This window comes from Bacillus sp. FJAT-27231 (assembly GCF_001183975.1).
In the GTDB taxonomy this organism is placed as follows: Bacteria; Bacillota; Bacilli; order Bacillales; family Domibacillaceae; genus Pseudobacillus; species Pseudobacillus wudalianchiensis.
In genome coordinates this window covers 4,089,040-4,114,917 of the sequence record NZ_LFZU01000001.1, presented here as the reverse complement: position 1 = coordinate 4,114,917, position 25,878 = coordinate 4,089,040, and the positions used below count along the sequence as shown (strand labels likewise).

The following is a 25,878-nucleotide window of genomic DNA, read 5'->3' as shown; positions in this document are numbered from 1 at the left end:
AGGGTATAACATATTCCGGAAAGAAGCTGTACCATACAAGTATTAAGAATAATACTTGTATGGTACAGCTTTATTATTTGTTTGAAGTTCCTTGCATTTTAGACAGGAGAAGCTCCTAATTAAATACGAAATAAACTCACTATATTTTATGTCGCTTCTTGAAAACTCACCCCTTTGTCTGTGAAATTTTTTTCTTCCAAGGCATTTCTGTACTCTTCCTTTGGTTCAATCTTTTAAACAGCACTTAATCTACATATTAGTGAATGAATACATCCAAATAAAAAGGTATATGAAAAAATTCTATTAAGTATAAAATAGGACAGTTAGCATTTGTTGTAGGAAGGGTGATAACGATGTTAAAAGCATATATGGCTAACATTTTGTGTAATGGTGTGGGGAAGCAACTTTGTGTTTAGGAAGATATTAGTCCAAGATTTTTCCCAGCTCTGTTAACCAAGCTTAGACTTTTCTTTATTGTACTATTTTTAATTGGATTATCTTCATACCAAAAACACTTTAAACGAATTAATAAATCGGATTTTACTGGCGGTTTTTTTCTAAGAGTTATTGGTGTTTTTATAAACCAATGGTCTTTTTTTGTAGGATTACAAACGGCTGATCCTGCAATCTCTGCTCTTATTTTGGCTACTCCCCCTATTTTAACTAGTGTCTTAGCTGCTATCTTTTGAAAGAAAAATTAACCATTCGTATGTTGATGGGGTCTATTGTAGTAAAAGGGAATTTATCTTCGGTGCATATTGATAAAGGTCTATCATGGATTGTGATCACCATGATAACCTTCGCCATTATGATTATCATAACGAGGCTTCTTTCTCAAAGAATCGATCCATTTACCATCACTTTATACTCAAATGTTGTAAGCTTGGTTGTATCAGTTCTTGTTGCTTTTTTATTAGATAATCCTTTACGGTTAAGCTCTAAAGTGCCAGATTGGGTTTTGCTGATTGGAACTGCCGTTGTTGTACACGGTGTGGCAACATTGATGTGGAATAATAACATTAGGCATGTTGATGCTTCGAAGGCTTCTATATTATCTAATTTGGAGTCTTTTGTAGCAATGATCATGGGATTGATATTGTTATACAAATCAATAACGGGAGCAGAAATTTTAGGATCACTATTTATAGTGGGAGGAGTAGTGCTATCTACGTACCAACGAAGAAAGCTGCATAGCCGATCAAATTAACAAGACTTCTATTATAAAAACTTTAACACCGCTTAAATATAAGAAGAGCTTTGCTAATCGTTTAGATCAGCAAAGCTCTTCAAGCTAATTTTTACATGGAAAGAATACAAAAAGCTGTATTACTTACTTTTCTTTTATAGTTTCTGAATAAAAATCAATAGGTTTTTTTGGGAGCAAAATGGCCAATTCCCTTTAATTCATAATCGAAAAATTCAAGAATGAGTTTATTTTCAGTTTCAACACAGTAATATGGATCGATATCGGCTTTTCCATCTTGCAGGCTATTGGCAAGCAGAGGAGAGAAAAGTGGTAAATCGGTTAAGCTTAGATGTTTTGTCCCTTGAAAATGAACGGTATAGGCTTCTTTGAAGTTCTTATTATTGAGTTTGTTCGCTGCATAAGTAGAGTTGCTGTCGAGCTGTCCCCAAACATCGTCGGAATATAGGTTAAAAATGGGGGTTTTGTAGGCTTTGCTGCTTGCCGCAAAATCCCCCACATCTTTCTTGTACACAAGCTCACTAAAGAACGGGGCATCAATATTGACAACGGCATCTATATCGTTACGCTCTCTGCCTAACCAGACACTTGCCGATCCGCCCATTGAGTGTCCGAATACACCAATTTTCTCTGTATTAATCTTTTGATACACGGAACTAGGGTTATTCTTAGATTTATTAAGGATCGTATCAAGAACAAAATTCATATCATCAGTTCGCAGCTTCATCCATTTTTGAATGAGTCCATAGAGTTCTTTCCTCGTGTAAACACCTTCTTTATTGGCGTTGCTGACTTCGCGATTATAATTTGTATTAATCAAAGTCTTTGTGCCATCGGCTGAAGCAGTATAGAAGGAGTGATAAGGATGATCGATGGACACGACTACATATCCGTGGCTTGCCAGCTCCGTATAGGTAGAAGTATTACTGGCCTTAATGCCGTATGCTCCATGTGAGAACACTAAAAGAGGATAGGTACCATTTGCATTTTTCGGATACCAAAACTCCACGTTCACAAATCTATTTTGTTTTTTGTCGGAGAATTCGTCTATGCGATTTTTGTCAGTATAGGTGTAAGAAGCCGTTGCGACGTCATATTTGCCTGTTACTTTTGGTGATGGATGCTGCGGAAAAACAATGGCAGGTGCAAGCGCAAATACGAATACCGCTGTCATCACAATAGATTTCCACACAATAGAAGAAGTTTTGTATGTTTGTATGTTTGTTTTATTGCGGACAAGAGAAACCGTTCCATTTAGCGCTAATAGGAAAAGCAGCACGGCAAGCATAACCCAGCGGAAACTCCATACAATGACCGATGAAAGTGTAAGCAGAATAAAGATTGCAAATACAGCAATTCTAATCCAATTCTTTAATTTTTTATGGTTTTGCTTCGTTGCCATGCAATAGATGGCAAACCCAATCTCGAATAGTAAAACGATCAACAATAGTAAAGTTCCCATAATGGTTACTCCTTCTCTTTAAATAATTTATTTATGAACTCATCATAAAAAATTGTGAAAAGGTTGTATATAGAAAAATAGTAAGTTGTATCTATAAGGCAATAAGATGCAAAAAAGCAGTAAGCCATAAAGCTTACTGCATGACAATCTGTTTTATGCTCAGTTTAATACACATCTTTCTTGAACGCCTTTAGTTTTTCATTGATTTTTTGGGCTTCTTTTTTATCATTTCGCCATGATAGCAGACGAACTAGCGTATAGATCACTGCGATTTCTAGTGCCAGAGTAATGGCATCCGATGTATTATTTACAATATCAAAAATGCTGCCAAGGACAATTAATAGAATCTCCAAAGCGGCAAAGTGAATAACCGTTCTTATGCGTATTTCCTTCTCGCTCATATCATGAGGAGAATACAAAATAAACCCTATTAAGGCACTAAAAATTGAAAAAGCCATTACAATATAAATTGATTTTAAATCGAAGGCCATATCGGGATAATACACCTGTCGCAAAATCGTAATAATGATAATGATAGACGCAAAGATTATCAGGAAATCCTTCATCATCTTTTGTACAAATTCGGAAAGCTTCATATTTATCCTCCCTTTTACAATCCAAGCATATTTTTAAGGACGGGTACATACTGCCTGGATACAACAGCACGTTCTCCGTTATCAAGCACCGCTTCGAATCGGCCGCTTATGGATGGATAAATAGATGAAATTTTAGCTATGTTCAAGATCGTTGATTTGGATGCACGAAAACAGTTCTTTCCTTTGTATAATTCCTCTAACTCATACAGTTTTTGTTTTACCTCAAAAACGTTGTCCTTGCAGTAACTAAAAACCTTTCCGTCCACTGCCTCAAAATAATAGATATCACTAAGCTTAATACGATGAACTTGATCATTTTGATATCCGAGTACAATAGGGATGTCGATTTTCAGCTTGTTTGCCATTGCATGTATTTCGTCATTTATTTCGTGACATCTAATGAGGATTTCTTCTTCTAATTCTTTGCTTATTTCCTCTATTGACACTTTCATATGATCACCTACGGAAATTTAAACTATTTCAGATCGACGATGGCTTCGGTTTTATCCATTCACAAAGGTGCAAGGTTAAGTAAGCTTGTCTATCCTCAAAATTAAAGATAGAAGACTTTGAGTATGGTCATCGAGGGGGAGACTGCTGACATTCTTCAGATCACTTTGTTATATTTTACATTTTATCAGATTGTCACTTGGTATTGATACTACGATATTAACCAAAGTCTATTCATTTCGTTGTATCACGTGTAGAGGAAAAGACCGTTTGGCAAACGACAGGGGAAGGAGAACCCCATCATGAAGAAACGTCTAGATAGGGTCACTAAGGAATTTAGAGAGGTCTTTCAAAAACAGTTAGCACTTCTTGAAAACCAAGTTGCTGGCAAAGAGCTGTTGAGTGATTACCAGAAAAAATACTTAATTGAACTTTTTTATACTGGTCTTGTTTTAACCGTTTTAAGGCTTCCTGTGTGAGTTCTTTGGCTATCCCCGATTTTCTATATGGAGAGAAAACGTAAATATCAAGAAGGTATCCAATTTCTTCAAAGGAATAAAGATCAATATTTGTCCCGACTAGGATCCATCCTAATAGGGTATTTTCTTTCTCGGCTACCAAATAGTAAGCTCCATTTTCAAGAGCAGGTTTGAATATCTCGCTTATAATATTGTCCCGACTAGGTTTAAGGTATCCCATTGAACCTTCTTCGATCACCTCTTGTGAAAAATTTAAAATAAAATCGATCTCTTTCTGATTGGCTTTTCTAATAATCATGTATGTGCCTCCTTATTACCGAGGAAATTAGAGAGGAAATAAAGTGATTTTACCTGATTATTATCATATGGATGCTTAATTGTTTTGCTATAGGCAAATGAATGTAAATCCAGCTTTAACTAGGTACACATCAAATTCTCCTTCGGCATATTACGATGAAAGGCACTGTATGTAAATAAGGTTTTTAAGAATATTACTAAATAAAAAACATGGCTATCAGCTCTGAAAATAACAAGAGGCTGACCAATAAGTCCAGCCTCTTGTGTTGCTTGGTTATTTTTTTAAGACGGCAGTTGCCTCATAATCTTTTTTAGCAGAATTGTAAGTCACCGTAACGTTATAGACAAATCCTCCAATTTGATAATCTTTTGAGGATGAATTTTGATTTTGAGTACCTGGGTTTGCGATATTGCCTTCTAATACTTTATCGTTTTCAGTTTTCGTTGAATGATCGGAATAAACGATGGTATATGTTGCCGATATCTTAAACTGATTGCTGTTTTGAGCTTGTAGAGTCAGCTTTAAATTGCTTAACTCGACAGGAACCACTTCAACAGCCGGAGCAGCAGGTACGGCAAATTCGTGAGTCTTTGGTATCGTTCCAAACCCGTCAGAGAGAGCATGAGAAACTGTATTGGTCTGACCTGGCTGCAAACCGGTTTTCGTTACCGATTCAGTCGTGGTACGGTCTTTACTATCAGTAACTAAAATATTAAAAGTTGCTGAATAGGTTTTAGTATTTGTATCAAACTCCCAAGTTAGAGCTTCTTGTGAAAATTTAAAATCTTGAATGGCAGTCGGAACCTCAATGGCTTTCCCTAGAACGGTCACTTCTGATTCAACACCGTTCACAGCCAATGTCTTTGCGGTGATGACAGGATCACCCACTGACCAGTTTTGAACCTCATTATAGGACAAAGTGAATTCATTAACAGAGCGATTATAAGAAGTCCATTCTGTATCTTCAGCAACAGTCGATGTGACATAAGGGATATGAACTTTTTGGCTTACCGTAGGTGCACTTGTATGAATGCTGCCAGCGTTCTTCCCATTCGCGTAAATGGTATAGGCAGAAATCGCAAACTCTTTATCACCTTTGAGAGCCGAAACATCAACCGTTGCTTCATATTTCCACTGTGTATCTCCAACCTTAGTAACGGTTATATTTTTTGCTCCTGGAATTGTTACTACCAATTGAGGCCCATCAATAAGGACTGTACCGGTTAATTGAATTTCTTTCGCAAATCTTGGCACCGTGATCTCATCGAAACTAATAACTCCAGTCTGAACATTTTGCTCTGTACGCCCAGTTTGTTTTGTCTCAACCTTTGGAGCAGCAGCCATAACAGCATTACCGAGTCCAAAAACTAGAGAGCTAGCTACAACAGTAGAAATAACTTTTTTTGAATAGACTTTTAGCATCAATTAGTATTCTCCTCTTAAATAGTATTTTTTTAAATAAGAGGGTCGGTTACACTACTTGCTCCACATAGTCCAAGTGTCCAAATAAAGACTATGCTTCATAGCATCCCTTAAAGGAGGTTCGTTTTCCATATAACCTAAGTACCCTGGTAAAGGATATACTTCAACGTTTATCCGCCAATGATTGGTTTGAGATGAATAAGTGATCATTTCAACCAATGTTGCAAGTAATTGATGTACTGATACGATCCGTGGCCACTTCGATATATCGAACATCTCATACATAAAATTATTATAAATGGAATTTTAGGCTAAAAGAACTAATTTCCATCGACAAAATGAATCAACAATTTTCAAATCTATCGTTAATTGTCATACTGTATATGATTTCGTCGGTCAACATTTTAATATTCTTCAATCGGTGATAGGCGCAATGATAATGGAGATATAGTTTATATTCTTAATCTGAGGGTGTATAAACCTTTAAGCAGAGGGTAAATCTTTTAATGATTTCCTTTTTTCCCTATTACCCTTTAGGGTTTATCTGTCATTTTCTTCTATTAATTTAGCAGAGGATGAAGGGTTCATAGTAAAGCCTTTTCAGAAAAATAGACCTTGTTTTTTCCATTGAATCCGATTATAGTGAAATGGCAATGACAACTGTCAAGACACCGGAGGTAAAGATGATGGCAGAAAGAACAATTTCACAGAGAAAGCTTCTCGGCATTGCAGGGCTCGGCTGGATGTTTGATGCACTAGATGTTGGGATGCTTTCGTTTATTATTGCAGCCCTGAAAGCAGAGTGGGGACTGACACCAGAACAGATGGGATGGATCGGCAGTGTGAACTCCATCGGAATGGCTGTTGGCGCACTCCTTTTCGGTCTATGGGCAGATCGGATTGGCAGGAAGAATATATTCATTATTACGTTAGTACTGTTTTCGCTTGCGAGCGGTATCTCTGCTTTAACGACGACCCTTTTTGCCTTCTTAGTTCTACGCTTTTTTATTGGCATGGGGCTTGGTGGAGAATTACCTGTCGCCTCAACGCTCGTTTCAGAAAGTGTATCGGCGAAAGAGCGCGGACGAGTGGTTGTGTTGCTTGAAAGCTTTTGGGCACTTGGCTGGCTGATTGCCGCACTTATTTCCTATTTTATTATTCCGTCATATGGCTGGAGAGTAGCTCTTATCCTTGGTGCTTTACCTGCTTTTTATGCTATTTATTTGCGGCTAAAGCTTCCGGATTCTCCGGCATTTTCACCGAAAAAAGCGGAGAGACGGTCAATTGGTCAAAACGTCCGAGATGTTTGGTCGAAGACATACGCACGCTCTACCTTCGTGCTTTGGATGGTCTGGTTCACGGTCGTTTTTTCATACTATGGAATGTTCCTGTGGCTGCCAAGTGTGATGGTCATGAAAGGGTTTAGTATGATTCAAAGTTTCGAATATGTATTAATCATGACTCTAGCGCAGCTGCCAGGTTATTTTACAGCTGCATGGCTCATCGAACGAATGGGAAGAAAGTTTGTGCTTGTCACCTATTTGTTAGGGACGGCGGGTTCTGCGCTTATTTTCGGCAATGCAGAAACGACGGCAGTTCTTATCGTGTCAGGTATCTTTTTATCCTTCTTCAACCTCGGAGCATGGGGGGCGTTATATGCCTACACTCCTGAACAGTATCCAGCTGTCATTCGCGGGACAGGGGCCGGTATGGCTGCCTCGATCGGGCGTGTAGGCGGGATCCTTGGACCGCTTCTTGTTGGTTCACTTGTGGCAGCAGGTAATTCTATTGGCTTCATTTTTGGGCTGTTTTGCGCCAGTATCGTTATTGGTGTACTTACACTTGCATTTCTAGGGAAAGAAACACGGCAGGTCGAGTTAACTTAGACATATACGCTGCTATGGAAAAAGGCTATATTTTTGAATTCATCAATAATAAATTAACAAGCTCCCTTAAGTTTCAATTGAGGGAGCTTGTTCGTATTTAACGGTAAAACAATTTTGACTGAAGAATGTCTATTGCGCGTTCGATATCAGCTAAGTCTTCTTTTGAAGCACGTTTTACTCGCTCTTGAAAACGGGATTCTATCGTTGCAAAAGCTTCTTTCATTACCGTTTCTCCTTCATGTGAGAGACGAATGTATTGTTTCCGCCGATCTTGGCTATCCGTGATTTTTTCAATTAATTTTTTCTCTTTTAACTTGCTAAGCTCGCGACTTGTGTTCGGCATAGACATATTCTGGAATTCGTTGATTTCACTAGGTGTTACCGGTTGACTCACTGCAATATATTCAAGCATGTTGTATTGAACTTGTGAGATTGAATCTGGCTTCGCATTTTTCGTTAATTCGTGCGTTACATGATGAACAGAAGCTGTAAAGGATACAAGTTTATAAAAAAGAGCATGTTTGTCCATTTCCTCACCTCTTATAGACAGAATAACAAAATTGTTATCAAATGATAATTAAGGGGTGCGTCCATAATGAAGATGCTCGTCATTTTTACCTATCCAAATCATAACAGCTTAAACTATGTATTTTTACAAAAGTGATGAAAGGAAGCAACGAAAACACAAAGATAAAGGAGATCCAAGTGTTAGATTTATATGAAGAGGGATTTAATCCACTTCTAGTGTTTAACGATCAAAAACGAAGACGTGACATGCATACCGATCCTCATACTGAAAAATATAGAAAACAATTGATGTGGGCTGACAAGATTGTTTTTATTTATCCAATTTGGTGGAGAAGACCACCTGCTATGCTGCTGGGGTATATCGATCAATTATTTGCTTCTAATTTTGCCTATCGAGATAGAAAAGGACTTTTCCCAGAGGGGCTTCTGAAAGGAAAATCCGTTGTTTGTGTGTCTACGATGAAGGGGCCTGCTCACTATCCATTTCTCTAGTTGAATAATGCACATAAAATTTTAATGAAAAGAGCTTTATTTAATTTTGTGGGAATCAAGAAAGTAAAGTTCTTTGAGTTCGGGAATATGGAAAGTCCAAAAGGAAACCAGGTAAAGAAACTGGAAAAGATTTATCATTATTTCAAGGAAGTAGCATGTTAAAAGTCCGTTATAAAATATGAACGGAGAAATATCAATCATCTTCGGCAGATTCATATATAATGAACAAGTTACGATGAATGTATTTTTTAATGGAGGGAACCTTTTGAAGCGGATGTCTAAAAAGAATAGAAAACCAATTTTACTTTTTGTTATTATTTTACTTTTTGTTGCTGGTTTACTTGATATTAAGTATGAAGGATTATTTTTTCAACTCTTGCCTCACTCCATTCAATCTTATCTAGCGAAGATCCTTTAATCGCGGTATTGGCATCTTATTGCGCTACAAGGTTTTCATGTGCAAGGATACAGGAAAAAACATCTTGAAATTGCCCCGGACGAAAAAAGAACAGGCTCATCTCATTTAGACAAGCCTGTTCTTAGGTCAACCATTTAAACAGAAACCACAACTTCTTTTTTGTATCCCAATCGCCGATAAACAAGCGCCAGCAGCATGGATGGGATACTGCACACAATCATTCCGATAAAGGCGTATCTCGGCTCTATTTCATATAAATAGCCGCCGAAAATTGTAAATACAGCTGTACTCCAGCTGAGGGCCAGTGCTGAATACATGCCTTGTGCTTTCGGGATTTGCGCCTGTCGAATGTGTTTGATTAAGTATTTCATAAAAGCATAATGCCCCATCGCAAAGGAGCAGGCGTGTAACGCTTGCGCAATAGAGAAAACAATAACGCTCGGAAAAGCGAATACTAATATCCAGCGTAAAGATGAACCAAGTGCAGCGAGTGCCAGTAAGGAGCCGACAGAAAATTTTTGAAAGCGCCGGTCGGCGATGGAAAAGAAAATGATCTCTGCGATCACAGCAATGTTGATAATGACGCCAATTAAATATTTAGGTGCATGGATCTCCTGCAGAAAAATATAACCATAGCTGTAATAAGAAGCGTGTGCCGCCTGCAGTAAAACAACAATAGCAAGCACAAGACCGAAGTGTTTAATGCGAAATAACTTGAGCATGCCACCCGCTTTTGGCTGTGCTGCTGTCGGCTTTTCCGCTAAAACAGCGGGGGCACGCATCATGCCGAGACATAAGAAGACAACTGTGCAGAGCAACAGCGCCCATAAAATCACTTCATCTCCAAGTGCCCCTGTAAAGATGGTTAAGATCATGCCAGCGACAACAAATCCAACCGATCCCCATGAGCGGCTTTTCCCGTAATGCTTTAACTGTTTATTTTGTGCCAGGAAGCCGGCAATAGTATCTAAAGCAGGCATTAAGCTTGGATAAAAAAAGTTCAGCAGTAATGTTGCAATAAGCAGACTGGTAAAAGAACTTGCTGGAATATGGCACAAAATAGAAATGAGCGTGCCAATCGCCATCCCGTTTAATAATGTTTTGCTGCTGAATTTTCCTGATAAATAAGGAAATACAACCAGTGTAGAAAGGCCTCTAGCGACCAAACCTAGGCTCATAATCAAACTAGCTTCTGAAACCGTAATCCCTTTTGTATGAATCATCCACCCTGTCCAGTAGGGGAGAAAAATGCCCCATGTCATAAAAAAACTAAAGAATTGTCTACTCATCCAGCGTTGTGTGTTCATTCTCGATCCTCCCATTGTTTGCATGATATCATGGAGATACATACAAAAATATGAGATATCTCACATTTTGAGGTGGATGATGAAAGTTTATAAGAAGGAAAAAAGGAAGGACTATTTAAAGGACCATTCTATTGCCCATTTATTCTCTTTTCCGATTGAAGAGTTTATAGAAGTGCATGAATACCAGCGTGATGAATGGATTATCCAAGAAGGCACGCGGCCGGATTTTTTATTTTTTGTCATTGAAGGAAAAGCAAAAATCTACGTCACCCACCATAACGGGAAAGTTTCCTTAATTAATTTTATCAATGCAAATGATTACATTGGGGAAATGGAGTTATTACATGAAGTGTATTATACGAAAGGAATTCAAACCTCGACGAAGACAATTTGCTTTGCCATTCCCTTGCATCGCTGCCGCACACAACTGCTGGAAGACGTGACATTTTTGCGTGAGCTGACGAAGTTTTTAAGTGTAAAGGCCACCCAAATGGCAGCTAAATATTCGCAAAGCCTCGCCTTTCCGCTTGAGAACCGGCTGGCGGATTTTATTTTGCAAACCGCTGATGAAGGGTTCTATAAAGAGAAGCATGTAACAGTTTGTGACTTTTTAGGTGTATCTTATCGACACTTATTGCATGTGCTTGCCCAGTTTTGTGACAAAGGATATTTACAAAAAGAAGGGCGTCACTATCGCATCCAGCAGTACCAGCCGTTATACGAACTTGCCGGAGTGTTAGGGAATAAATAATGAACTTGCCATCCATAAGAAAGCACTCGTAAAGTTTGTGAGCTGTACAAAACAGCTGCAGCATATCATTATGAATAAAGCCATGCAATAAACGACGCTGTTAAATATAGAGAAAGATGAGGAATGGAGGGGCTTTAAAAAAGTAAAAGGAGATATTCAAAATGGTGAAAGAGAAGAAAGGTAATCCAGGAGCCCAGTTGATTGTTTTCATTATTCTTGTACTAGCAAGCGGTTGGCTTGGTATATTGCTTGATTCCGTTCTAACAGAACAACCTGAAGGCAACTCTTTAGGGATGGGGTTATGGCTAGTGCTGCCGTTTCTAACAGCGATATTCCTTAGAACCATCAGTCGCGATTGGAAGGACATCGGGGTGAACCCCAATCTTAAAGGCAATATGAAGTGGTATCTTGTTTCATTTGCGATCTATCCTCTTGTTACACTCTTAACAGTTGGCCTTGCGGCGCTTTTCGGAGTTACTGACCTATCTAATGTTGACATGAGGCCGTTTTTTTCACTTGTTGTTGTCTCTGTTACAGGAAATTTTATTAAAAATATATTCGAAGAGTTTTCCTGGCGTGGGTATCTAACGCCAAAGCTGATTGAGCTCAAGGTTAATGACTGGCTCATTTATCTTGTTTCTGGTCTTGTTTGGGCATTGTGGCACGCTGCGTACTATATGGTGTTTCTTCCAGACAGCTATTTTGAATCGGTTTCGCGGGTGGATATGCTGTTGTCAGGCTGTGTGCTGATGTTATGCTGGACTGTTATGTATGTTGAGATATACAGGCTGACAAAGTCCGTGTGGCCATGTGTATTGATGCATGCCATCGAAGATGCGTTTCCGACCGTTTTAGTAACAATCAGCGGTGTGATAACGTTTACTAAGAGCGGTGATTTTTGGTTGAATCCCATTAGCGGCGTAGCAGCAACAATTTTGTTCCTTGGAATTGGGCTGCTTCTTAGATCGATAAGAATTGAAAAAGAGCGCAATTCAAATGCTAAGATAGACCCGTCTCTTACTCTTTAAGGTCTTATCCTCTCACGGTATTATTTACTCACTTAACATGAAATGAATACAAATGAGAGATAGAAAAGTTACAGTGAACCATGAAGAAGATTAGGCCTATGCCTAATCTTCTCAGGCTGTTGACAAGCGTTCGCTTTCAATGAGCTAGTAGACTTTAACTGCAGTCCCTTTTATCTTGCTTACGGATAGGGACTGTTGATGTCAATTCCCATCAACGGGATCCACAAAGTTAGGGTGGCCTTATAACTGCGCTTGTTTAAAATAAATAGATAAAATTTAGTCGAGCCTGCCAAAAAGAATAATTAAATAATTCTTTAGAAGATAGTTTACCGGATAATGGATTGTATGTTAATATATAGTCAACGTTGAATATACAATGTTTAGAAAGGAGCGAAACAGAGTGTTAAATAATATCATTCAAAAGTCTTTTTTTAAAGGATTACGTCAGAAGGTTGGGAAAGAGCAAACGAAAGAAGCCCAAAAATTATTTGTTGAAATCTTAGAGGAGAACAAAGCTTGGGCAACGGATAAGCCGACTGAATTTAACTTAATCTTTACGTCAATGGTGCTTGCGGCTTTTCGAGTATTGAAGAAATATCAATATACAAATTGGGAGGAAATTATTCGGTATTGTTTAATGGAACGGACAAAGAAGAAACAGCAATTTTTTATGAAGCTGTATTTATTTTTTGACAGAAAGCCGTTTAAGCGGATTGTTAAGATTTCTAAAGCAAAGCAAGTAAAGCACTATGGCAGTCAGAATTTTACCCATCATATTGCCAAAGATACAAATCAATCTTTTCATCTGCATGTGAAAAAATGTTTCTTCTTTGATTTTTTCTGTAAACATGATGCCTTAGAAATTATGCCGATTTTTTGCAGTATGGATGACATTTGGGGAGATTTACTACTACCACATAAGCATGGCGTTCAATTTCAGCGGCCGCAGCTCTTATCAAAGGGAGATGAGCACTGCTTTTTTAAATTTGATCGCACGGATGTAAAATAGCTTTCTTTACAGCACTGCCTAAAGAGTGTTATATTTTTTACTATAATAGTTAACGTTGAATAATTAATGTTGAGGTGTGGGAATGACGAGACTCATGGTATTAGGCATGCTGCGGACAAAACCAATGTCTGGCTATGAATTACAACAGCTTTTGCAAGTAAGTGAAGTAGATAAATGGGCAGGGATCCTTCCAGGTTCGATTTATCATGCACTAAAAAAAATGGATAAAGAAGGGCTCATTAAAGTAGCTAACGTCGAATCAACTGGACATCGCACAAAGGCCATCTACGAAATTACAGAGGAAGGCGAGAGAGAATATGAGAAGCTGTTGATCGAGTCTTTTCGGGAACCTTCCGTGAAATTGCCTGTCCTTTTGTATACCGGACTCTCTATGTTGAATATGCCTCATAACCAGGCAGATCCCAAGAAAATCATTAAAGCCATTGAGGATCAAATCGAGGAGCTTCAGGCAGCACTAGCTGATATTCGGGCTGGACAGGAGATAAAAGCGCAATATATAGAAGTGAATGAATTAACGAACCTAACCTTTCAAAATATGATCGACCAATATCAACTTCAAATAGATTTCTTGGAAAGAATCAAAAATACCTTAATAATTAGGGAATAACAGAGCATAAATGATGAACAGTGTCGATTTTTTAACAGGCAGACAGTGAATGACTGCCTGTTTTTTATTTAAGGAATGATTCCGATTCTATTTACTTACAGTGATGACTCTGATGATTTATATTTTAAAACTAGTTGTTATCATTCATTCAAGGATTTTGAACAAAGAAGCATATCCACTTGTTGTTGTTTAGCAGTAAGTTGTATAAATGACAACAAGGGGATATGCTGAAAGTTCCATTAGAAGAATCTTACTTTTAATACGTTTTTTCTGATAGAAACTTGATAAAACGTTTTAAGCCTTTAGGCTGTTGTTGTCTATTTTTTATAACAAAATTTATTTGGACCGTCTCGGGAAGTTCGGATATGGTGTATGCATGTTCGTACCTTGGAAGTTTTGCCACATCGGAAGGGACTAAACTGATTCCTAACCCATCACTAGCAGATTGTAAAATAGCCTCAAGCGAATCAAATTCAATGAGGCGAACATTCTTCTGCGAATTCTTTTTTGCTAAGTGAATAAGCTTCTGTCGATAAATACATTGAGGATTGCTATTTACGAGCAAGGTCTGTTCAGGTTGCTTCTCAACAGGACAAGACGTTGATGAAATAAGACTTACCTTTTCAACAATTGTGTAAACTGTCTTCAGCCCATCTTGGTCAAATGGCTCGCTAATAAAGGCGCCATCTACTTCTCCATATAGCACCTGTTCTAATAACAGCCTAGTCGTATCTGTCTTCACTTTTACCTCAACTTGCTGGTGAACATCAAGAAAAGATGACAATATTCTCGGAACCCTTAAAGCAGAGACTGTTTGGGTAGCACCGATTGTTAGCTGTTCTGGCCATTTTTCAGGGTTCAGTTCTATTTTTGCTTCCTTCATTAACAGCAAGATCTGGTTAGCATAATCTAGTAAAGTTGCTCCTTCATTCGTGATGGTTACTCCTCTGTTGTTTCGATTCAGTAATCTAACACCTAATTCTTCCTCTAATATTTTAATTCTTTGACTAATATTTGATTGTACATAGCCTAGTTTTTCAGCCGCTTTAGAGATAGAATGCGATTCTGCAACATGTTTGAAAATCAATAAATCATGAGACTCCACAAGTTTTCCTATCCTTCCTTGGTATCATTTAAACTGATACCTCTCTGATTTTTACTTATTATACAGCTCTGATCCCTCAAAATATAATAAAAATATCCAATGAATGAGGAAGGGTGAGTCAAAATAAAACTAGTGAATAAGTCAATCATTATAACCGGTGCTGGAACAGGGATAGGAAAAGCAACGGCCTTAAAGTTAGCAAATGAAGGAGCAAAAGTCGTTATTCATTATTATGAGTCTGCCTGTGACGCAGAGGAAGTGGTAAGAAAAATTAGGGAGCAAGGGGGTGAAGCATTTTCTTTTAAAGCGAATGTGGCCAATGAAGAGGAAGTTATAAAAATGGTGGCTAAAACGGTTGAAGTATATGGAGCCGTCGATGGGTTAGTAAACAATGCCAGTATTACCGCCCACATCTCTATGAACGATTTAGACTCCGTCACGGATCAAGTTTGGAACAAGCTGTTTGATGTCAATGTGAAAGGCATGTTTTATTGTATAAAAGCAGTAGTGCCCCATATGAAACAGCAAGGATCAGGGGTCATTATCAATATGGGAAGCGTGGCAGGAGTGACGGGTATTGGCTCATCCATTCCCTATGCTGCAACCAAGTCAGCGATTCATACGATGACAAGGTCATTAGCCATTGCTTTGGCGCCGGAAATTAGGGTGAATGCCATTGCACCGGGAGCTGTGGATACAAAATGGTGGAACGGCAATGAAGAGAAGATGTATCATCTTGCTGGAAAATTGCCGCTTAAGAGGATCTCAACGCCTGAGGATATTGCAGAATCCATTGTTTTTCAAATGATCCAGAATTCCATAACGGGACAAACATTTATAGTAGACAATGGACAGATTCTTTGACACAGATGCGACGGATGAGTTGGATTTAATAACGCAAATATTGGCTATCTAAAAACGCTTGTCTTCTTTAGTGTTCAGGGCTCTAATGGTCTCGCTTCTTCCACTTGAACGACAGGCGTTTGCAGTCAGCCGATATAACGTAGGCTGCCTCTATCCTTTGATATCTTAAAGTTTTCGTAAGAACGGAGAAAAAGAGCGACAATGATGTAGGGGATCGATCGTTTATCTCATTTGAGTTTAATGAGGCTGCATAGAAGTCCTATTACGTGATGCGGTGTCTTAGTCGTCTCTTTTTTAGGAATAACTTAAAACATTCTGTATCCATATAGGCTTTTATAGGCAGATTTATCGTTAAATGGGTTGTTTCAGGCGATGTACCATCAAGTTGTAAACTTGAGACTCCATTGCTTCCATATACTCTTCCTCAAGAATTTGCATAGGGTGTGGATGAAACCAGTGAATTTCATCTTGATGAAAAATCCCTCGATAATCTGTTCCTTGAACACTCAGCTTGAACTGATGGCGTTCGTGTACTTGGTCTTTAAACATTGGTTTTACTTCAAAATGTTGAAACATGATAAATTCCTCCTAGATAATTAAATTAATTGGTTATACTGGTGTAAAATTTGTACACTAAATCGATTTTATGATTCTGTGTTCTTTTTAATTAGATCTCTTAATGAAGTTAATACTTTTACTATTCATTTAATGCCAGATTAAAAGCAATGATTTAGAATTTGCTTTTTGTTAAATCCCTTTTAATGGCGAACATATTCCTCATACCGGGTCACTTCTCCCGTTAAGGCATCAATCTCTACGTCATGTTCCTGATCCTGTTTTACGATCGTAATTTCATATTTTTTGATTCCATTTTTAGTTTCTACATGGCTATCCGTTACTAGCCCGCCCTTTGAGGCATATAACGCAATATCTTTAGCTTTTAATTCATTGATTGTGTGTGAAGATACATTAATTTGAGCGGCTTCCGGCTGAGGATCTGTTACAGCGTAAGCGCCTATCCCTAGACCACCTACGATTAAAAAACTTGTAAATAGCTTTTTAACTGATTTCATTTTTAACCCCTCCTTGTTTTGTTCGTATTCTTATAGTAGCCGCTCAATTTTAAAGGAGCAGAAGAAGAAGTTTAAAATTGTCTTAGAAAATGAGAAGAATATTAAAGTCGAAAGGATGTCCTAGAAGTAAAGAAGAGGTTTAAAAGAAAGCGCCTGTTTCCCTAGTGAAAGGAATTCAGGCGCTTTCTTATAGAGTCTTGGAATTAATGCCTGGCAAGCAGAGGCCGGTTTTGCAAATATAACGGTAGATCTGGATGATTCCCTTTCACAATGTCTTGAACGATAATTTTCGCTAGCATTTGGCTGTACACCGTTCCGTTATCTCCAAATCCAAATAAAAAATAGCTGTTAGGATATTCATCGTAAACGCCGATAATAGGCAGGCCATCTACGGTTCCCCCATAAAATGCTGCTAAATAATATTCAGGTTCTACGCGAATATCAGGAAACATTTTATTAAATTCTGCGACAAGTTTCTCTTTTTTGTGCATTAGCTTGCTGTCTCGATCTTCAGGGTAGGTCGTATTGTCATCGAGCCCGCCAATAATAATTCTATTGTCGGCAGTTGTACGCATGAATAGATAGGGGCGAGCTGTCTCCCAAATGAGTGTCCGGTTATGCCAGGTGGAGAAGTCAGCTACTGGAGTAGTCGTCACGGTGTACGTACTCACAAAGGAGGCTTTTTTCTCTTTTTTAATATCCATGCCTTCATAGCCTGCAGCGAAAATAACCTGGCGTGCGTTAATAGAGTATTTTGTCTTTGTTGAAATGATCATCCGCTCTTGTTGGGGATCATAACGATGGCCATTCATTTCTGTATGTTCATAAATCCGAACCCCTTTTTTAGCTGCATAATCAAATAGGGCATGTGTGAATTTAAAAGGGTTTAGTTCTCCATCATTGTAAGAATAAATGGCCGCTTCTCTGCTAAAAGGATAGTTAGCTTCAATATCACTCTTTGTCCAAAAAGCGAGTTCGAAATTGTGTTTCTTTAATAACTCGTACTCTTTTTTTAAGCGGTCAATATCCTCTGTAGAGCTAGCAAAATAAAGAGTATCTCTTCGATTGAATTCGCAATCGATTTTGACAGTTTTTGATGCTTTTTCAATTTCGTTAATGGCCTCTTTTAACAGCTGTAGATGCCGCTCAATATAAGCTTTTCCGAAAGTGTTTATTAAGTCTGTAAACATTTTTTCACCAGAGTATTGGATGAGTGCCGTATTTGTACTAGTACTGCCACTGCCAACCTTTTCTTTTTCCACTACGACCACATCTAAACCGGCATCTGCAAGATAGTAAGCACACTGCGCGGCGGAGCTTCCGCCCCCAACAATTAATACGTCACAGTGAAGATCCTCCTCTAAGGATGGATATGAGGGGGCATCAGGAAACGTAGTTGGCCAATGATACTTTCCGGATTGTAAGTTCATTTGCTTCCTCCTATTTTTTCTAACCATACTGTTAATATTTCCAAACTGTTGTGACGCATGCACACAGAAGTATTCTAATCAGGAGGAAGGGGGTTTTCTCGTTTAATAATCACCTTTGTCTTTTCAAGAATACAATAAGTTAAAAACCTCTAAGGGTGGATCATGATGGCTATTACATTACCGGTAAACACGTACACTGTTAAAGTGGGCGGCAGTCCAAACAAAACAGTTTTTTATCCTCAACTATTTAGGATGCAAAATCAAGAGGTAGAAAGAGCAATAAATCGCGCCATTAGGGAGCGAAACCAGCAGCTGATAAATGAGCAAATTGGGAATATGCCTTCATCAGTAGAGGAAATGATCGGATATTATGAAATTAAGAACAACCAGCGTGAAGTTTTGAGCCTATCACTAATCAATTACGCTTATCACTATCACGCAGCTCATGGCATGACGTATATAAAGTCTTTAACATTTGATCTGAGAACAGGAAGGCTCTATCAATTAAAAGACTTATTTAAGCCGAGAAGTGATTATGTAAAAAGGCTCTCCGTCTTAATTGATGAGCAGATCAAACAACGAAATATCCAGCTGCTCGACGGCTTCACAGCTATCCGTCCAGATCAGGATTTTTATATTGCTGATAAGACACTGGTCATCTATTTTCAGCTCTATGAAATCACTCCCTACGTTGTTGGTTTTCCAATGTTCCCGATCTCTGTATTTGATCTAGAGGACATTGTAGATGAAAACGGTCCCCTTGGACGAATGGCTGCGTCATAAAGGGGAGAATCAATTTTAAAAGGAGGGTGCTGGAAAAAACCGAAGGGAAATAAAGAGATCTCCTATAAAATTCACCAGCATAAAACGATGATTTTATAGGGGTTCGTTTGGGCAGGAATGCTTTTTGTGCTAGGACCATAGATGACAATGAGATTTCGGTTTGCAGGATTTTTAGAAAAAGCCTGCCCGTTTGTTAGGATAATCTGGGTAAATGGAGAAAGATTTAATTTTAATTGGCCATCGCGGCTCTCCAGCTGGCTGTTAAAGGAGTCTACTTTTACATTCTGAAGCGGATTAAGCTTTACCATAATAAGTGCTTGGTATTGCGGCGGGAAAATAAGCGGGACAGGTGCATTTGCATCATAATAGCCGGTAACTTTATCCCCTACAGCTACCATCGCATGGGCTACAAAGTAGGTGGCAGGCGAAACAACAAAATTTATGATGGAGCCGGTCCCATCATCTATAGACATTAATTTATAGCAGCCTGCACCTGTATCATTTTGACTGCTCATCAAATCGCTGATCATTGTAATCGTCCCTGTGTATGACTTAAACTTGACCATTCTCATACCTCCCATGCTGCTTCATTTCAAAATAATGTATGACAATTACCTAGAATGGTGAGAGGTGATCTATACGGAAAACACTAAGAGCCAAGGGAAAATTTTTTCCTCGGCTATTCGCCGTTTATAAGGCGAAGGCAATTGTGTACTAAATTATCTGAATATAGTTATTATTTTTATTTTTGAAAGATAATACCTTTATTTACATTGATTAATAAGTGTTTTTCTGAGAAAGACAGTTGTATTTTCCTGAAAAAATATTATTATAGAATAAGAAGGTTTAAGGTCTAAATCGTAAAGAGGAAGATGAAAGTCCTTTCTATTTGTTTGGAACGCCAGAAAGAAGCAAGGAAATATTATGGTATAGATTAAGAAGTGACGCTGGATGGATTCCTTCGATGTCAAAAAAGCGTATGTGTATGCCGCTTAAATTTTCGGCGATCGTTGGTAAAAGAGGAGGAAATAAAAGTGGCAAATAAAGAATTAAAGAGAGGCTTAGAGTCGCGTCACATTCAGATGATTGCTTTAGGCGGAACGATCGGTGTTGGTTTATTTATGGGTTCGGCCAGCACGATTCAATGGACAGGCCCATCTGTTATGCTGGCTTACGCAATTTCAGGTATTTTTATTTTTTTCATCATGCGTGCAATGGGAGAAATGCTGTATGTAGAGCCAAGTACAGGTTCATTTGCAACGTTTGGCTATAAATACATTCATCCATTGGCTGGGTATATTACGGCATGGAGCAACTGGTTTCAATGGGTGATCGTAGGCATGTCAGAAATTATTGCGGTCGGGGCATATATGCAGTACTGGTTCCCGGATCTGCCTGCTTGGATTCCAGGCATGGTTGCTATGGTCATTCTCGGTGCAGCCAATTTAATTTCTGTTAAATCGTTTGGTGAGTTTGAATTTTGGTTTGCGATGATTAAGATTATTACGATTGTATTGATGATCATTGCGGGAATTGGGCTTATTTTCTTTGGAATCGGAAACGGCGGGGATGCGATCGGCTTATCCAATCTATGGGGACACGGCGGCTTTTTTGCGGGCGGCTGGTCAGGCTTTTTCTTTGCTTTGTCCCTCGTGGTAGCAGCTTATCAAGGTGTTGAATTAATCGGGATCACAGCGGGTGAAGCAAAAGATCCGCAAAAAACATTAACAAAAGCGATTCAAAGCATTATTTGGCGTATTTTAATTTTTTATATTGGTGCTATTTTTGTTATTGTGACGGTTTATCCGTGGGATCAATTAAGTTCTATTGGCAGCCCGTTTGTAGCGACCTTTGCCAAAGTAGGAATTACAGCGGCTGCTGCTTTGATTAACTTTGTTGTCATCACCGCTGCCATGTCTGGCTGTAACAGCGGTATTTATAGTGCAGGCCGGATGCTTTATACATTAGGAGTGAATGGACAGGCACCTAAATTCTTTACGAAGCTGTCACACAATGGGGTTCCGTTAGTCGGTACATTTGGGGTGCTTATTGGTTTAGCGATCGGTGTTGTTTTAAGTTATATCGCTCCGGAAAATCTGTTCGTCTATGTTTACAGTGCCAGTGTACTTCCAGGCATGGTTCCATGGTTTATTATCTTGATAAGTCAAATTCAATTCAGGAAAACAAAAGGAGCAGAAATAAAGGATCATCCGTTTAAAATGCCTTTTGCGCCGGTGTCGAACTATTTAACCATTGCCTTTTTGGTCATGGTATTGGTCGGTATGTGGTTTAATGACGACACACGCATATCGCTTATTGTCGGGATTGTTTTCCTTATTATGATGATCATTAGTTTTTATGCCTTTAAGATAGGTAAACATGTACCGTTAGAGGTTCAAGAGGATCATGATCTGACAGATAAATAACTTCCTTTGTTAGGGTGTTGTAAAATAATAAAAATAGATTTAAAAGAGGTGGATATCTATTAAGGTATCCACCTTTTCATTTGTTCCGCCTTGCTTAAAGAGCGTCATCATCGAGTGAAAAGGGTATAATAAATTGGCAGAAGTAGACATTAAAACAGATAATATGATGTTTTTATGAGTATGGAGCGTTACACATACATTTTTACTTAAATAAAAAACATTTATAAATAGAAAGGAGACGCTATGACAAAGAGTAAAGAAACAGGATGGAGCTTCGACAACAGTTATGCCCGTCTGCCGAAATTATTTTTTTCTAGCACTAACCCAACACCTGTGCAATCGCCGCAGTTGGTTATTCTTAATCATTCGTTAGCCGCATCGCTTGGATTAAAGGTGGATGCACTTCAAAGCAAGGAGGGCATAGAAGTGTTTGCCGGCAATCAAATTCCTGAAGGAGCTTCACCCCTTGCTCAAGCTTATGCCGGACATCAATTCGGACATTTTACTATGCTGGGGGACGGCCGGGCTGTGCTGCTGGGTGAGCAAATAACGCCTGATGGTGAACGGTTCGATATTCAACTGAAGGGTTCGGGCAGAACGCCTTTCTCCCGCGGAGGAGATGGCCGGGCGGCACTTGGGCCGATGCTGCGCGAGTATATTATTAGTGAAGCGATGCATGCGCTTCGTATTCCGACTACTCGCAGCTTAGCCGTAGTGACAACGGGCGAAACGATCATTCGAGAAACTGAGCTTCCTGGTGCCATTTTAACTCGTGTAGCAGCCAGCCATCTACGTGTCGGTACTTTTCAATATATAGCCAATTGGGGGAAAATAGAGGACCTCCGAAAGTTGGCCGACTACGCATTAAAGCGTCACTTTCCTAATATTGAAACCGGCGGGAACCAATATCTATCGCTGCTTCAAGAAGTGATCAAGCGCCAAGCTAAATTGATTGCTAAGTGGCAGCTTGTTGGTTTTATTCATGGAGTGATGAACACGGATAACATGGCGATTAGCGGAGAAACGATCGATTATGGTCCTTGCGCCTTCATGGATACGTATGATCCTGCAACCGTGTTTAGTTCAATTGATGTCCAAGGCCGCTATGCCTATGGCAATCAGCCTTATATTGGCGGCTGGAACTTGGCGCGATTTGCGGAAACGTTATTGCCACTACTGAATGAGGACGAAGAGAAGGCTGTCGAATTAGCCCAAGGGGAGATGGAGAGCTATACTAAGCTGTATCAATCTAACTGGCTCGTGGGAATGAGAGCAAAGCTAGGATTATTTAACGAAGAGGCGGAGGATGAAGCTCTTATTAAAGACTTGCTAAGCATTATGCAAGAGAATAAGGCTGACTACACGAATACTTTCCGAGCCTTAACTCTCGGCACAACGGAGGAGATATCCACGTGTGGCACATCGAAGTTTAGTGAATGGAATAAACGCTGGCAAGCAAGGCTAGACAGGCAGCAGGAATCAAAAGACTCTTCTAAGCAGCTGATGCAAAAGAGCAACCCTGCGGTTATTCCAAGAAACCACCGGGTAGAGGAAGCGTTGGAAGCTGCGGTGGAACAAGGAGATTACAGCGTGATGGAAAAGCTTTTGACTGTCCTTTCGAATCCTTACGCTTATTCTCCTGAGCAGAATGATTATACTACACCGCCAGCACCATCTAACCGCCCTTATCGGACTTTTTGCGGTACTTGATCGGTGGGCACCAAAAGAGAGAGAAATAATTCTCTCTTTTTTTGTGAAACATAAAGAAGTATAGCCAAAAAGAATGGTCCCTTTTGTTATAGATAGATGGGGAATTTATTATAAAAATATAAAAAATAGTAACGAGAAGAGTGAATCATAAAGAGAGTCCATACACAATCATTATCTAAGCCTAGACGCTTTTTTATTGTAGTGCCTGAACGCCTCTGCTGCTGATTTACTCTTTTGGTATTTTTCAAAGTTCCCGATTTCCTGTATTCAATTCAATGGAACCTATGTACAATAGAGATAATAAATATACGTGATGAAAGTACTTGGGCCTTGGTATTACCATAAGGTTTATTTTATTATCCCTATGATTGGAGAACGTACAAATGGTAAGGGAACAAATGAGATATTCTCGTCTTGCAAATATAACAAGAGTGATTAATACAAAGTTAAACCTGCGTGAAGTGCTGGAGCATGTTACAAAGGCTATCTCTGAAGAAATTGTTCAATGCGATGCTGTCGGCATTTATTTACCTCAGGAAGATGGGACGTTCAGGGGATTTGTTGGAAAGCCTGAATTTATCAATGGAATGACGCTTGATAAGCAGGTGATCGATCCTGAGAAGGACTTACTCGCCAAAGAGGTGATTGAAACAAAGAGAACAATTTATATTCCTGACACCTCAAAGGATAACCGGCCGGACCAAAGGGCGGTGACCGCTTTTAAAATTAACTCCTTATTAGCTCTGCCTATCTCATTTGAGGAAGAGTTATTTGGGCTTGTATTTTTATTTAATTATGGCACTTCCATGAATTTAAAAGAGTTTCAGATTCAAAGTGTTGAAGCTTATGTGAACATGGCTGCGGTGGCTATTCAAAATGCAAATAATTTAGCTCAAAAGGAAAACTTGATTGCAGAAAAGCAGTTACTGCTTGATGTGACACGTGAGTTGTCGATGTGCTCCTCGGTACAGGAAAGCCTTAACACATGCTTTTTTTATGTAGGAAAAGTGCTAGACAGTCATCATATAGCTGCCTATCTATTAGATCCGATAGATAAAAAAACAATAAAGACGATGCAGTTAAGCAAAGACAGCGGCTGGACAGAAGTGGAGTGGATGAACACTCATCATAATATTCGGATGGACCAGAACTACAAAGCGATCATCCAAGAAGTCATTAAGACTAAACATGCTATTTTGATCCCAGATGTTTGTGCAGACGAAAGGCTTGATCATGATGTTTGTGGGCATTTTAATATTCAAAGTCTGTTAATGCTTCCGTTTGTTTCTGTAGGAGAGGTGTTGGGCGTAATAGCAGTTGTGAATTTAGAAGGGAAAGGCCGTCATTACTGTAACACTCAAATACAGCTGGCCCAGTCTGTTGTCGACGCCACTGCTCCTACATTTTCAAATTTACATTATATGGATCAACTTGAAAGCATAGTAGAAGAGCGAACAAGGGAATTAGCGGCTGCTAATGAAAAGTTGACAAGCGTCATTGAAGGGATTACGGATGGTTTTTTTGCTTTAGACAAAGATTGGAACTTTATTTATGTTAATAAACACCAATTTTTACCGGAAAATAAAACACCAAAAGATGTGTTAGGCAAGAATATATGGGAGTTATTCCCTAAAGTTGTTGATACAGTGATATATAAAGAATTCCAGCGGGCAATGCAAGAGCGGATTTCGGTACAATTTGAGGTCCCATCGGTCTATGGAGAGTATTGGTACGAGATCGTTGCGTATCCGTATGATGAGGGGATTTGTTGTCTGTTTAAAAATGCAACGGAAAAAAAGAAATATGAGAAAGAACTAAAACGATTATCCAGTTTGGATTTGATAGGACAAATGGCTGCCGGGATCAGCCACGAGATTAGAAATCCAATGACAACTGTACGTGGCTTCCTGCAATTATTGACCAAAGAAGGTGCCTTTAAAACTTACCATCATTACTTTCATTTAATGATTGAAGAGCTTGATCGTGCCAACTCGATTATTACGGAGTTTCTTTCAATGGGTAATACGAAGACCTCTGATTTAGAGATGTTAGATTTAAATGCCATTATTCATGACATTACTCCTTTGATCAAAGTTGATGCATTCAGCCAAAATAAAATCATTGAAGTCGAGACGAATGAGATTCCAACGTTACTGCTAAATCGAAATGAAATACGGCAATTATTGATTAACCTGTATCGCAATGGCCTAGATGCAATGAGCAGCGGACAAGTCCTGACCATTAGAACCTATAAAGAAGGCGATGATTATATAGTTCTTACAGTAGAGGACCAAGGAGAAGGAATCCGTCCTGAAATATTAGAAAAGCTGGGTACTCCATTTTTTACAACAAAAGATAATGGAACGGGCTTAGGGCTAGGCGTTTGCTATGCGATTGCTGCCCGTCACAATGCAAAAATTGAAATTGAAACGGGAACAGAAGGTACCACTTTTTTAATTAAATTTAACTTGAATTGCTCTTCTAAAATGGGAAATAGGAAGTAGATTTGAAGAACTTTATGAGTGAGCA

General features: G+C 38.9%; 25 protein-coding genes, 1 pseudogene and 1 riboswitch. Of the genes and pseudogenes, 14 read left to right on the top strand and 12 right to left on the bottom strand.

The features are described 5' to 3' along the window. Positions 1-422 precede the first annotated feature (422 nt). On the top strand, positions 423-689 hold the full coding sequence (locus tag AC623_RS22050) for an EamA family transporter (protein WP_331457023.1): 267 nt from the start codon (positions 423-425) through the stop codon (positions 687-689). After that, positions 686-1,207 (top strand): DMT family transporter, encoded by a 522-nt coding sequence (locus AC623_RS22045; protein WP_231603561.1) that lies wholly within the window; start codon positions 686-688, stop codon positions 1,205-1,207. Before AC623_RS22050 ends, AC623_RS22045 begins: the two co-directional genes overlap by 4 nt. A gap of 154 nt (positions 1,208-1,361) precedes the next feature. On the opposite strand, the gene AC623_RS19670 is transcribed toward AC623_RS22045, so the two are convergent. The 5 genes from AC623_RS19670 to AC623_RS19650 form a co-directional block, all read right to left on the bottom strand. Continuing rightward, positions 1,362-2,666, bottom strand: a complete 1,305-nt coding sequence (locus tag AC623_RS19670) for an alpha/beta hydrolase family protein (protein WP_049665853.1) — start codon at positions 2,664-2,666, stop codon at positions 1,362-1,364. A gap of 164 nt (positions 2,667-2,830) precedes the next feature. Further along, positions 2,831-3,262, bottom strand: coding sequence for a DUF3021 family protein (locus AC623_RS19665; protein WP_049665852.1), 432 nt, complete (start codon positions 3,260-3,262; stop codon positions 2,831-2,833). Positions 3,263-3,276: 14 nt separating this feature from the next. Next, entirely contained in the window at positions 3,277-3,714 is a 438-nt protein-coding gene (locus tag AC623_RS19660; protein ID WP_049665849.1) for a LytTR family DNA-binding domain-containing protein, read from the bottom strand. Positions 3,715-4,048: 334 nt separating this feature from the next. Next, a complete protein-coding gene (locus AC623_RS19655; protein WP_049665847.1) occupies positions 4,049-4,489 on the bottom strand; it encodes a GNAT family N-acetyltransferase in 441 nt (146 codons plus the stop codon). A gap of 273 nt (positions 4,490-4,762) precedes the next feature. Next, positions 4,763-5,914: a hypothetical protein gene (locus AC623_RS19650; RefSeq protein WP_049665845.1), complete on the bottom strand. Its 1,152-nt coding sequence runs from the start codon at positions 5,912-5,914 to the stop codon at positions 4,763-4,765. Positions 5,915-5,945: 31 nt separating this feature from the next. Continuing rightward, a riboswitch (cyclic di-GMP riboswitch) is annotated at positions 5,946-6,029 on the bottom strand. A 568-nt stretch (positions 6,030-6,597) separates the two neighbouring features. Between AC623_RS19650 and AC623_RS19645 the strand changes: the two genes are divergently transcribed. Next, on the top strand, positions 6,598-7,797 hold the full coding sequence (locus AC623_RS19645; protein ID WP_269429931.1) for an MFS transporter: 1,200 nt from the start codon (positions 6,598-6,600) through the stop codon (positions 7,795-7,797). Between the two features lie 97 nt (positions 7,798-7,894). On the opposite strand, the gene AC623_RS19640 is transcribed toward AC623_RS19645, so the two are convergent. Continuing rightward, complete coding sequence (locus tag AC623_RS19640) at positions 7,895-8,326, bottom strand: MarR family winged helix-turn-helix transcriptional regulator (protein ID WP_049665841.1); 432 nt, start codon at positions 8,324-8,326, stop codon at positions 7,895-7,897. 66 nt (positions 8,327-8,392) lie between these two features. Here AC623_RS19640 and AC623_RS19635 point away from each other — a divergent pair. Together AC623_RS19635 and AC623_RS19630 are read left to right on the top strand one after the other, a co-directional pair. Then, positions 8,393-8,979 (top strand): annotated as a pseudogene (locus tag AC623_RS19635) (NAD(P)H-dependent oxidoreductase). Positions 8,980-9,082: 103 nt separating this feature from the next. After that, positions 9,083-9,235 (top strand): hypothetical protein, encoded by a 153-nt coding sequence (locus tag AC623_RS19630; protein WP_197091028.1) that lies wholly within the window; start codon positions 9,083-9,085, stop codon positions 9,233-9,235. A gap of 134 nt (positions 9,236-9,369) precedes the next feature. Here the strand turns inward: AC623_RS19630 and AC623_RS19625 are convergent, their stop codons facing one another. Beyond that, on the bottom strand, positions 9,370-10,542 hold the full coding sequence (locus AC623_RS19625; RefSeq protein WP_049665840.1) for an MFS transporter: 1,173 nt from the start codon (positions 10,540-10,542) through the stop codon (positions 9,370-9,372). 79 nt (positions 10,543-10,621) lie between these two features. On the opposite strand from AC623_RS19625, the gene yeiL reads away from it, so the two are divergent. From yeiL to AC623_RS19605, 4 genes are all read left to right on the top strand, one after another. After that, positions 10,622-11,293 carry a transcriptional regulator YeiL gene (gene yeiL, locus AC623_RS19620; RefSeq protein WP_049665836.1) on the top strand — a complete coding sequence of 224 codons (672 nt, stop codon included), beginning with the start codon at positions 10,622-10,624 and terminating at the stop codon, positions 11,291-11,293. Positions 11,294-11,454: 161 nt separating this feature from the next. Next, positions 11,455-12,321 (top strand): CPBP family glutamic-type intramembrane protease, encoded by an 867-nt coding sequence (locus tag AC623_RS19615; RefSeq protein WP_049665833.1) that lies wholly within the window; start codon positions 11,455-11,457, stop codon positions 12,319-12,321. Positions 12,322-12,721: 400 nt separating this feature from the next. Beyond that, on the top strand, positions 12,722-13,330 hold the full coding sequence (locus AC623_RS19610; protein WP_049665831.1) for an L-2-amino-thiazoline-4-carboxylic acid hydrolase: 609 nt from the start codon (positions 12,722-12,724) through the stop codon (positions 13,328-13,330). 82 nt (positions 13,331-13,412) lie between these two features. Continuing rightward, positions 13,413-13,958, top strand: a complete 546-nt coding sequence (locus AC623_RS19605) for a PadR family transcriptional regulator (protein WP_049665829.1) — start codon at positions 13,413-13,415, stop codon at positions 13,956-13,958. A 256-nt stretch (positions 13,959-14,214) separates the two neighbouring features. On the opposite strand, the gene AC623_RS19600 is transcribed toward AC623_RS19605, so the two are convergent. Then, entirely contained in the window at positions 14,215-15,063 is an 849-nt protein-coding gene (locus tag AC623_RS19600; RefSeq protein ID WP_049665825.1) for a LysR family transcriptional regulator, read from the bottom strand. A 123-nt stretch (positions 15,064-15,186) separates the two neighbouring features. On the opposite strand from AC623_RS19600, the gene AC623_RS19595 reads away from it, so the two are divergent. Then, complete coding sequence (locus tag AC623_RS19595) at positions 15,187-15,927, top strand: SDR family NAD(P)-dependent oxidoreductase (RefSeq protein ID WP_049665823.1); 741 nt, start codon at positions 15,187-15,189, stop codon at positions 15,925-15,927. Positions 15,928-16,278: 351 nt separating this feature from the next. On the opposite strand, the gene AC623_RS19590 is transcribed toward AC623_RS19595, so the two are convergent. The 3 genes from AC623_RS19590 to AC623_RS19580 all read right to left on the bottom strand — a co-directional run bounded on the left by AC623_RS19590 (position 16,279) and on the right by AC623_RS19580 (position 18,430). Then, positions 16,279-16,503 carry a DUF5342 family protein gene (locus tag AC623_RS19590; protein WP_049665819.1) on the bottom strand — a complete coding sequence of 75 codons (225 nt, stop codon included), beginning with the start codon at positions 16,501-16,503 and terminating at the stop codon, positions 16,279-16,281. 182 nt (positions 16,504-16,685) lie between these two features. Next, positions 16,686-17,000: a PepSY domain-containing protein gene (locus tag AC623_RS19585; RefSeq protein ID WP_049665816.1), complete on the bottom strand. Its 315-nt coding sequence runs from the start codon at positions 16,998-17,000 to the stop codon at positions 16,686-16,688. A gap of 203 nt (positions 17,001-17,203) precedes the next feature. Continuing rightward, entirely contained in the window at positions 17,204-18,430 is a 1,227-nt protein-coding gene (locus AC623_RS19580; protein WP_049665812.1) for an NAD(P)/FAD-dependent oxidoreductase, read from the bottom strand. A gap of 165 nt (positions 18,431-18,595) precedes the next feature. On the opposite strand from AC623_RS19580, the gene AC623_RS19575 reads away from it, so the two are divergent. Further along, complete coding sequence (locus AC623_RS19575) at positions 18,596-19,213, top strand: DUF3298 and DUF4163 domain-containing protein (RefSeq protein ID WP_082174493.1); 618 nt, start codon at positions 18,596-18,598, stop codon at positions 19,211-19,213. A gap of 71 nt (positions 19,214-19,284) precedes the next feature. Here the strand turns inward: AC623_RS19575 and AC623_RS19570 are convergent, their stop codons facing one another. Continuing rightward, entirely contained in the window at positions 19,285-19,779 is a 495-nt protein-coding gene (locus AC623_RS19570; RefSeq protein ID WP_049665810.1) for a hypothetical protein, read from the bottom strand. 468 nt (positions 19,780-20,247) lie between these two features. Between AC623_RS19570 and AC623_RS19565 the strand changes: the two genes are divergently transcribed. The 3 genes from AC623_RS19565 to AC623_RS19555 all read left to right on the top strand — a co-directional run bounded on the left by AC623_RS19565 (position 20,248) and on the right by AC623_RS19555 (position 25,853). Then, the gene (locus AC623_RS19565) at positions 20,248-21,639 is read left to right on the top strand and encodes an amino acid permease (protein WP_049665809.1); all 1,392 of its coding nucleotides are present in this window, start codon (positions 20,248-20,250) and stop codon (positions 21,637-21,639) included. Positions 21,640-21,882: 243 nt separating this feature from the next. After that, on the top strand, positions 21,883-23,349 hold the full coding sequence (locus tag AC623_RS19560; protein ID WP_049665807.1) for a protein adenylyltransferase SelO: 1,467 nt from the start codon (positions 21,883-21,885) through the stop codon (positions 23,347-23,349). Between the two features lie 383 nt (positions 23,350-23,732). Then, positions 23,733-25,853, top strand: a complete 2,121-nt coding sequence (locus AC623_RS19555) for a GAF domain-containing sensor histidine kinase (RefSeq protein WP_049665805.1) — start codon at positions 23,733-23,735, stop codon at positions 25,851-25,853. Positions 25,854-25,878 lie beyond the last annotated feature (25 nt).

What these genes read in the sequence shown, in the direction of transcription:
- AC623_RS19670 (WP_049665853.1), bottom strand. Translation starts at nt 2,666, where the DNA reads ATGGGAACTTTACTATTGTTGATCGTTTTACTATTCGAGATTGGGTTT.
- AC623_RS19665 (WP_049665852.1), bottom strand. Translation starts at nt 3,262, where the DNA reads ATGAAGCTTTCCGAATTTGTACAAAAGATGATGAAGGATTTCCTGATA.
- AC623_RS19660 (WP_049665849.1), bottom strand. Translation starts at nt 3,714, where the DNA reads ATGAAAGTGTCAATAGAGGAAATAAGCAAAGAATTAGAAGAAGAAATC.
- AC623_RS19655 (WP_049665847.1), bottom strand. Translation starts at nt 4,489, where the DNA reads ATGATTATTAGAAAAGCCAATCAGAAAGAGATCGATTTTATTTTAAAT.
- AC623_RS19645 (WP_269429931.1), top strand. Translation starts at nt 6,598, where the DNA reads ATGGCAGAAAGAACAATTTCACAGAGAAAGCTTCTCGGCATTGCAGGG.
- AC623_RS19640 (WP_049665841.1), bottom strand. Translation starts at nt 8,326, where the DNA reads ATGGACAAACATGCTCTTTTTTATAAACTTGTATCCTTTACAGCTTCT.
- AC623_RS19625 (WP_049665840.1), bottom strand. Translation starts at nt 10,542, where the DNA reads ATGAACACACAACGCTGGATGAGTAGACAATTCTTTAGTTTTTTTATG.
- yeiL (WP_049665836.1), top strand. Translation starts at nt 10,622, where the DNA reads ATGAAAGTTTATAAGAAGGAAAAAAGGAAGGACTATTTAAAGGACCAT.
- AC623_RS19615 (WP_049665833.1), top strand. Translation starts at nt 11,455, where the DNA reads ATGGTGAAAGAGAAGAAAGGTAATCCAGGAGCCCAGTTGATTGTTTTC.
- AC623_RS19605 (WP_049665829.1), top strand. Translation starts at nt 13,413, where the DNA reads ATGACGAGACTCATGGTATTAGGCATGCTGCGGACAAAACCAATGTCT.
- AC623_RS19590 (WP_049665819.1), bottom strand. Translation starts at nt 16,503, where the DNA reads ATGTTTCAACATTTTGAAGTAAAACCAATGTTTAAAGACCAAGTACAC.
- AC623_RS19585 (WP_049665816.1), bottom strand. Translation starts at nt 17,000, where the DNA reads ATGAAATCAGTTAAAAAGCTATTTACAAGTTTTTTAATCGTAGGTGGT.
- AC623_RS19580 (WP_049665812.1), bottom strand. Translation starts at nt 18,430, where the DNA reads ATGAACTTACAATCCGGAAAGTATCATTGGCCAACTACGTTTCCTGAT.
- AC623_RS19575 (WP_082174493.1), top strand. Translation starts at nt 18,596, where the DNA reads ATGGCTATTACATTACCGGTAAACACGTACACTGTTAAAGTGGGCGGC.
- AC623_RS19570 (WP_049665810.1), bottom strand. Translation starts at nt 19,779, where the DNA reads ATGGTCAAGTTTAAGTCATACACAGGGACGATTACAATGATCAGCGAT.
- AC623_RS19560 (WP_049665807.1), top strand. Translation starts at nt 21,883, where the DNA reads ATGACAAAGAGTAAAGAAACAGGATGGAGCTTCGACAACAGTTATGCC.
- AC623_RS19555 (WP_049665805.1), top strand. Translation starts at nt 23,733, where the DNA reads ATGGTAAGGGAACAAATGAGATATTCTCGTCTTGCAAATATAACAAGA.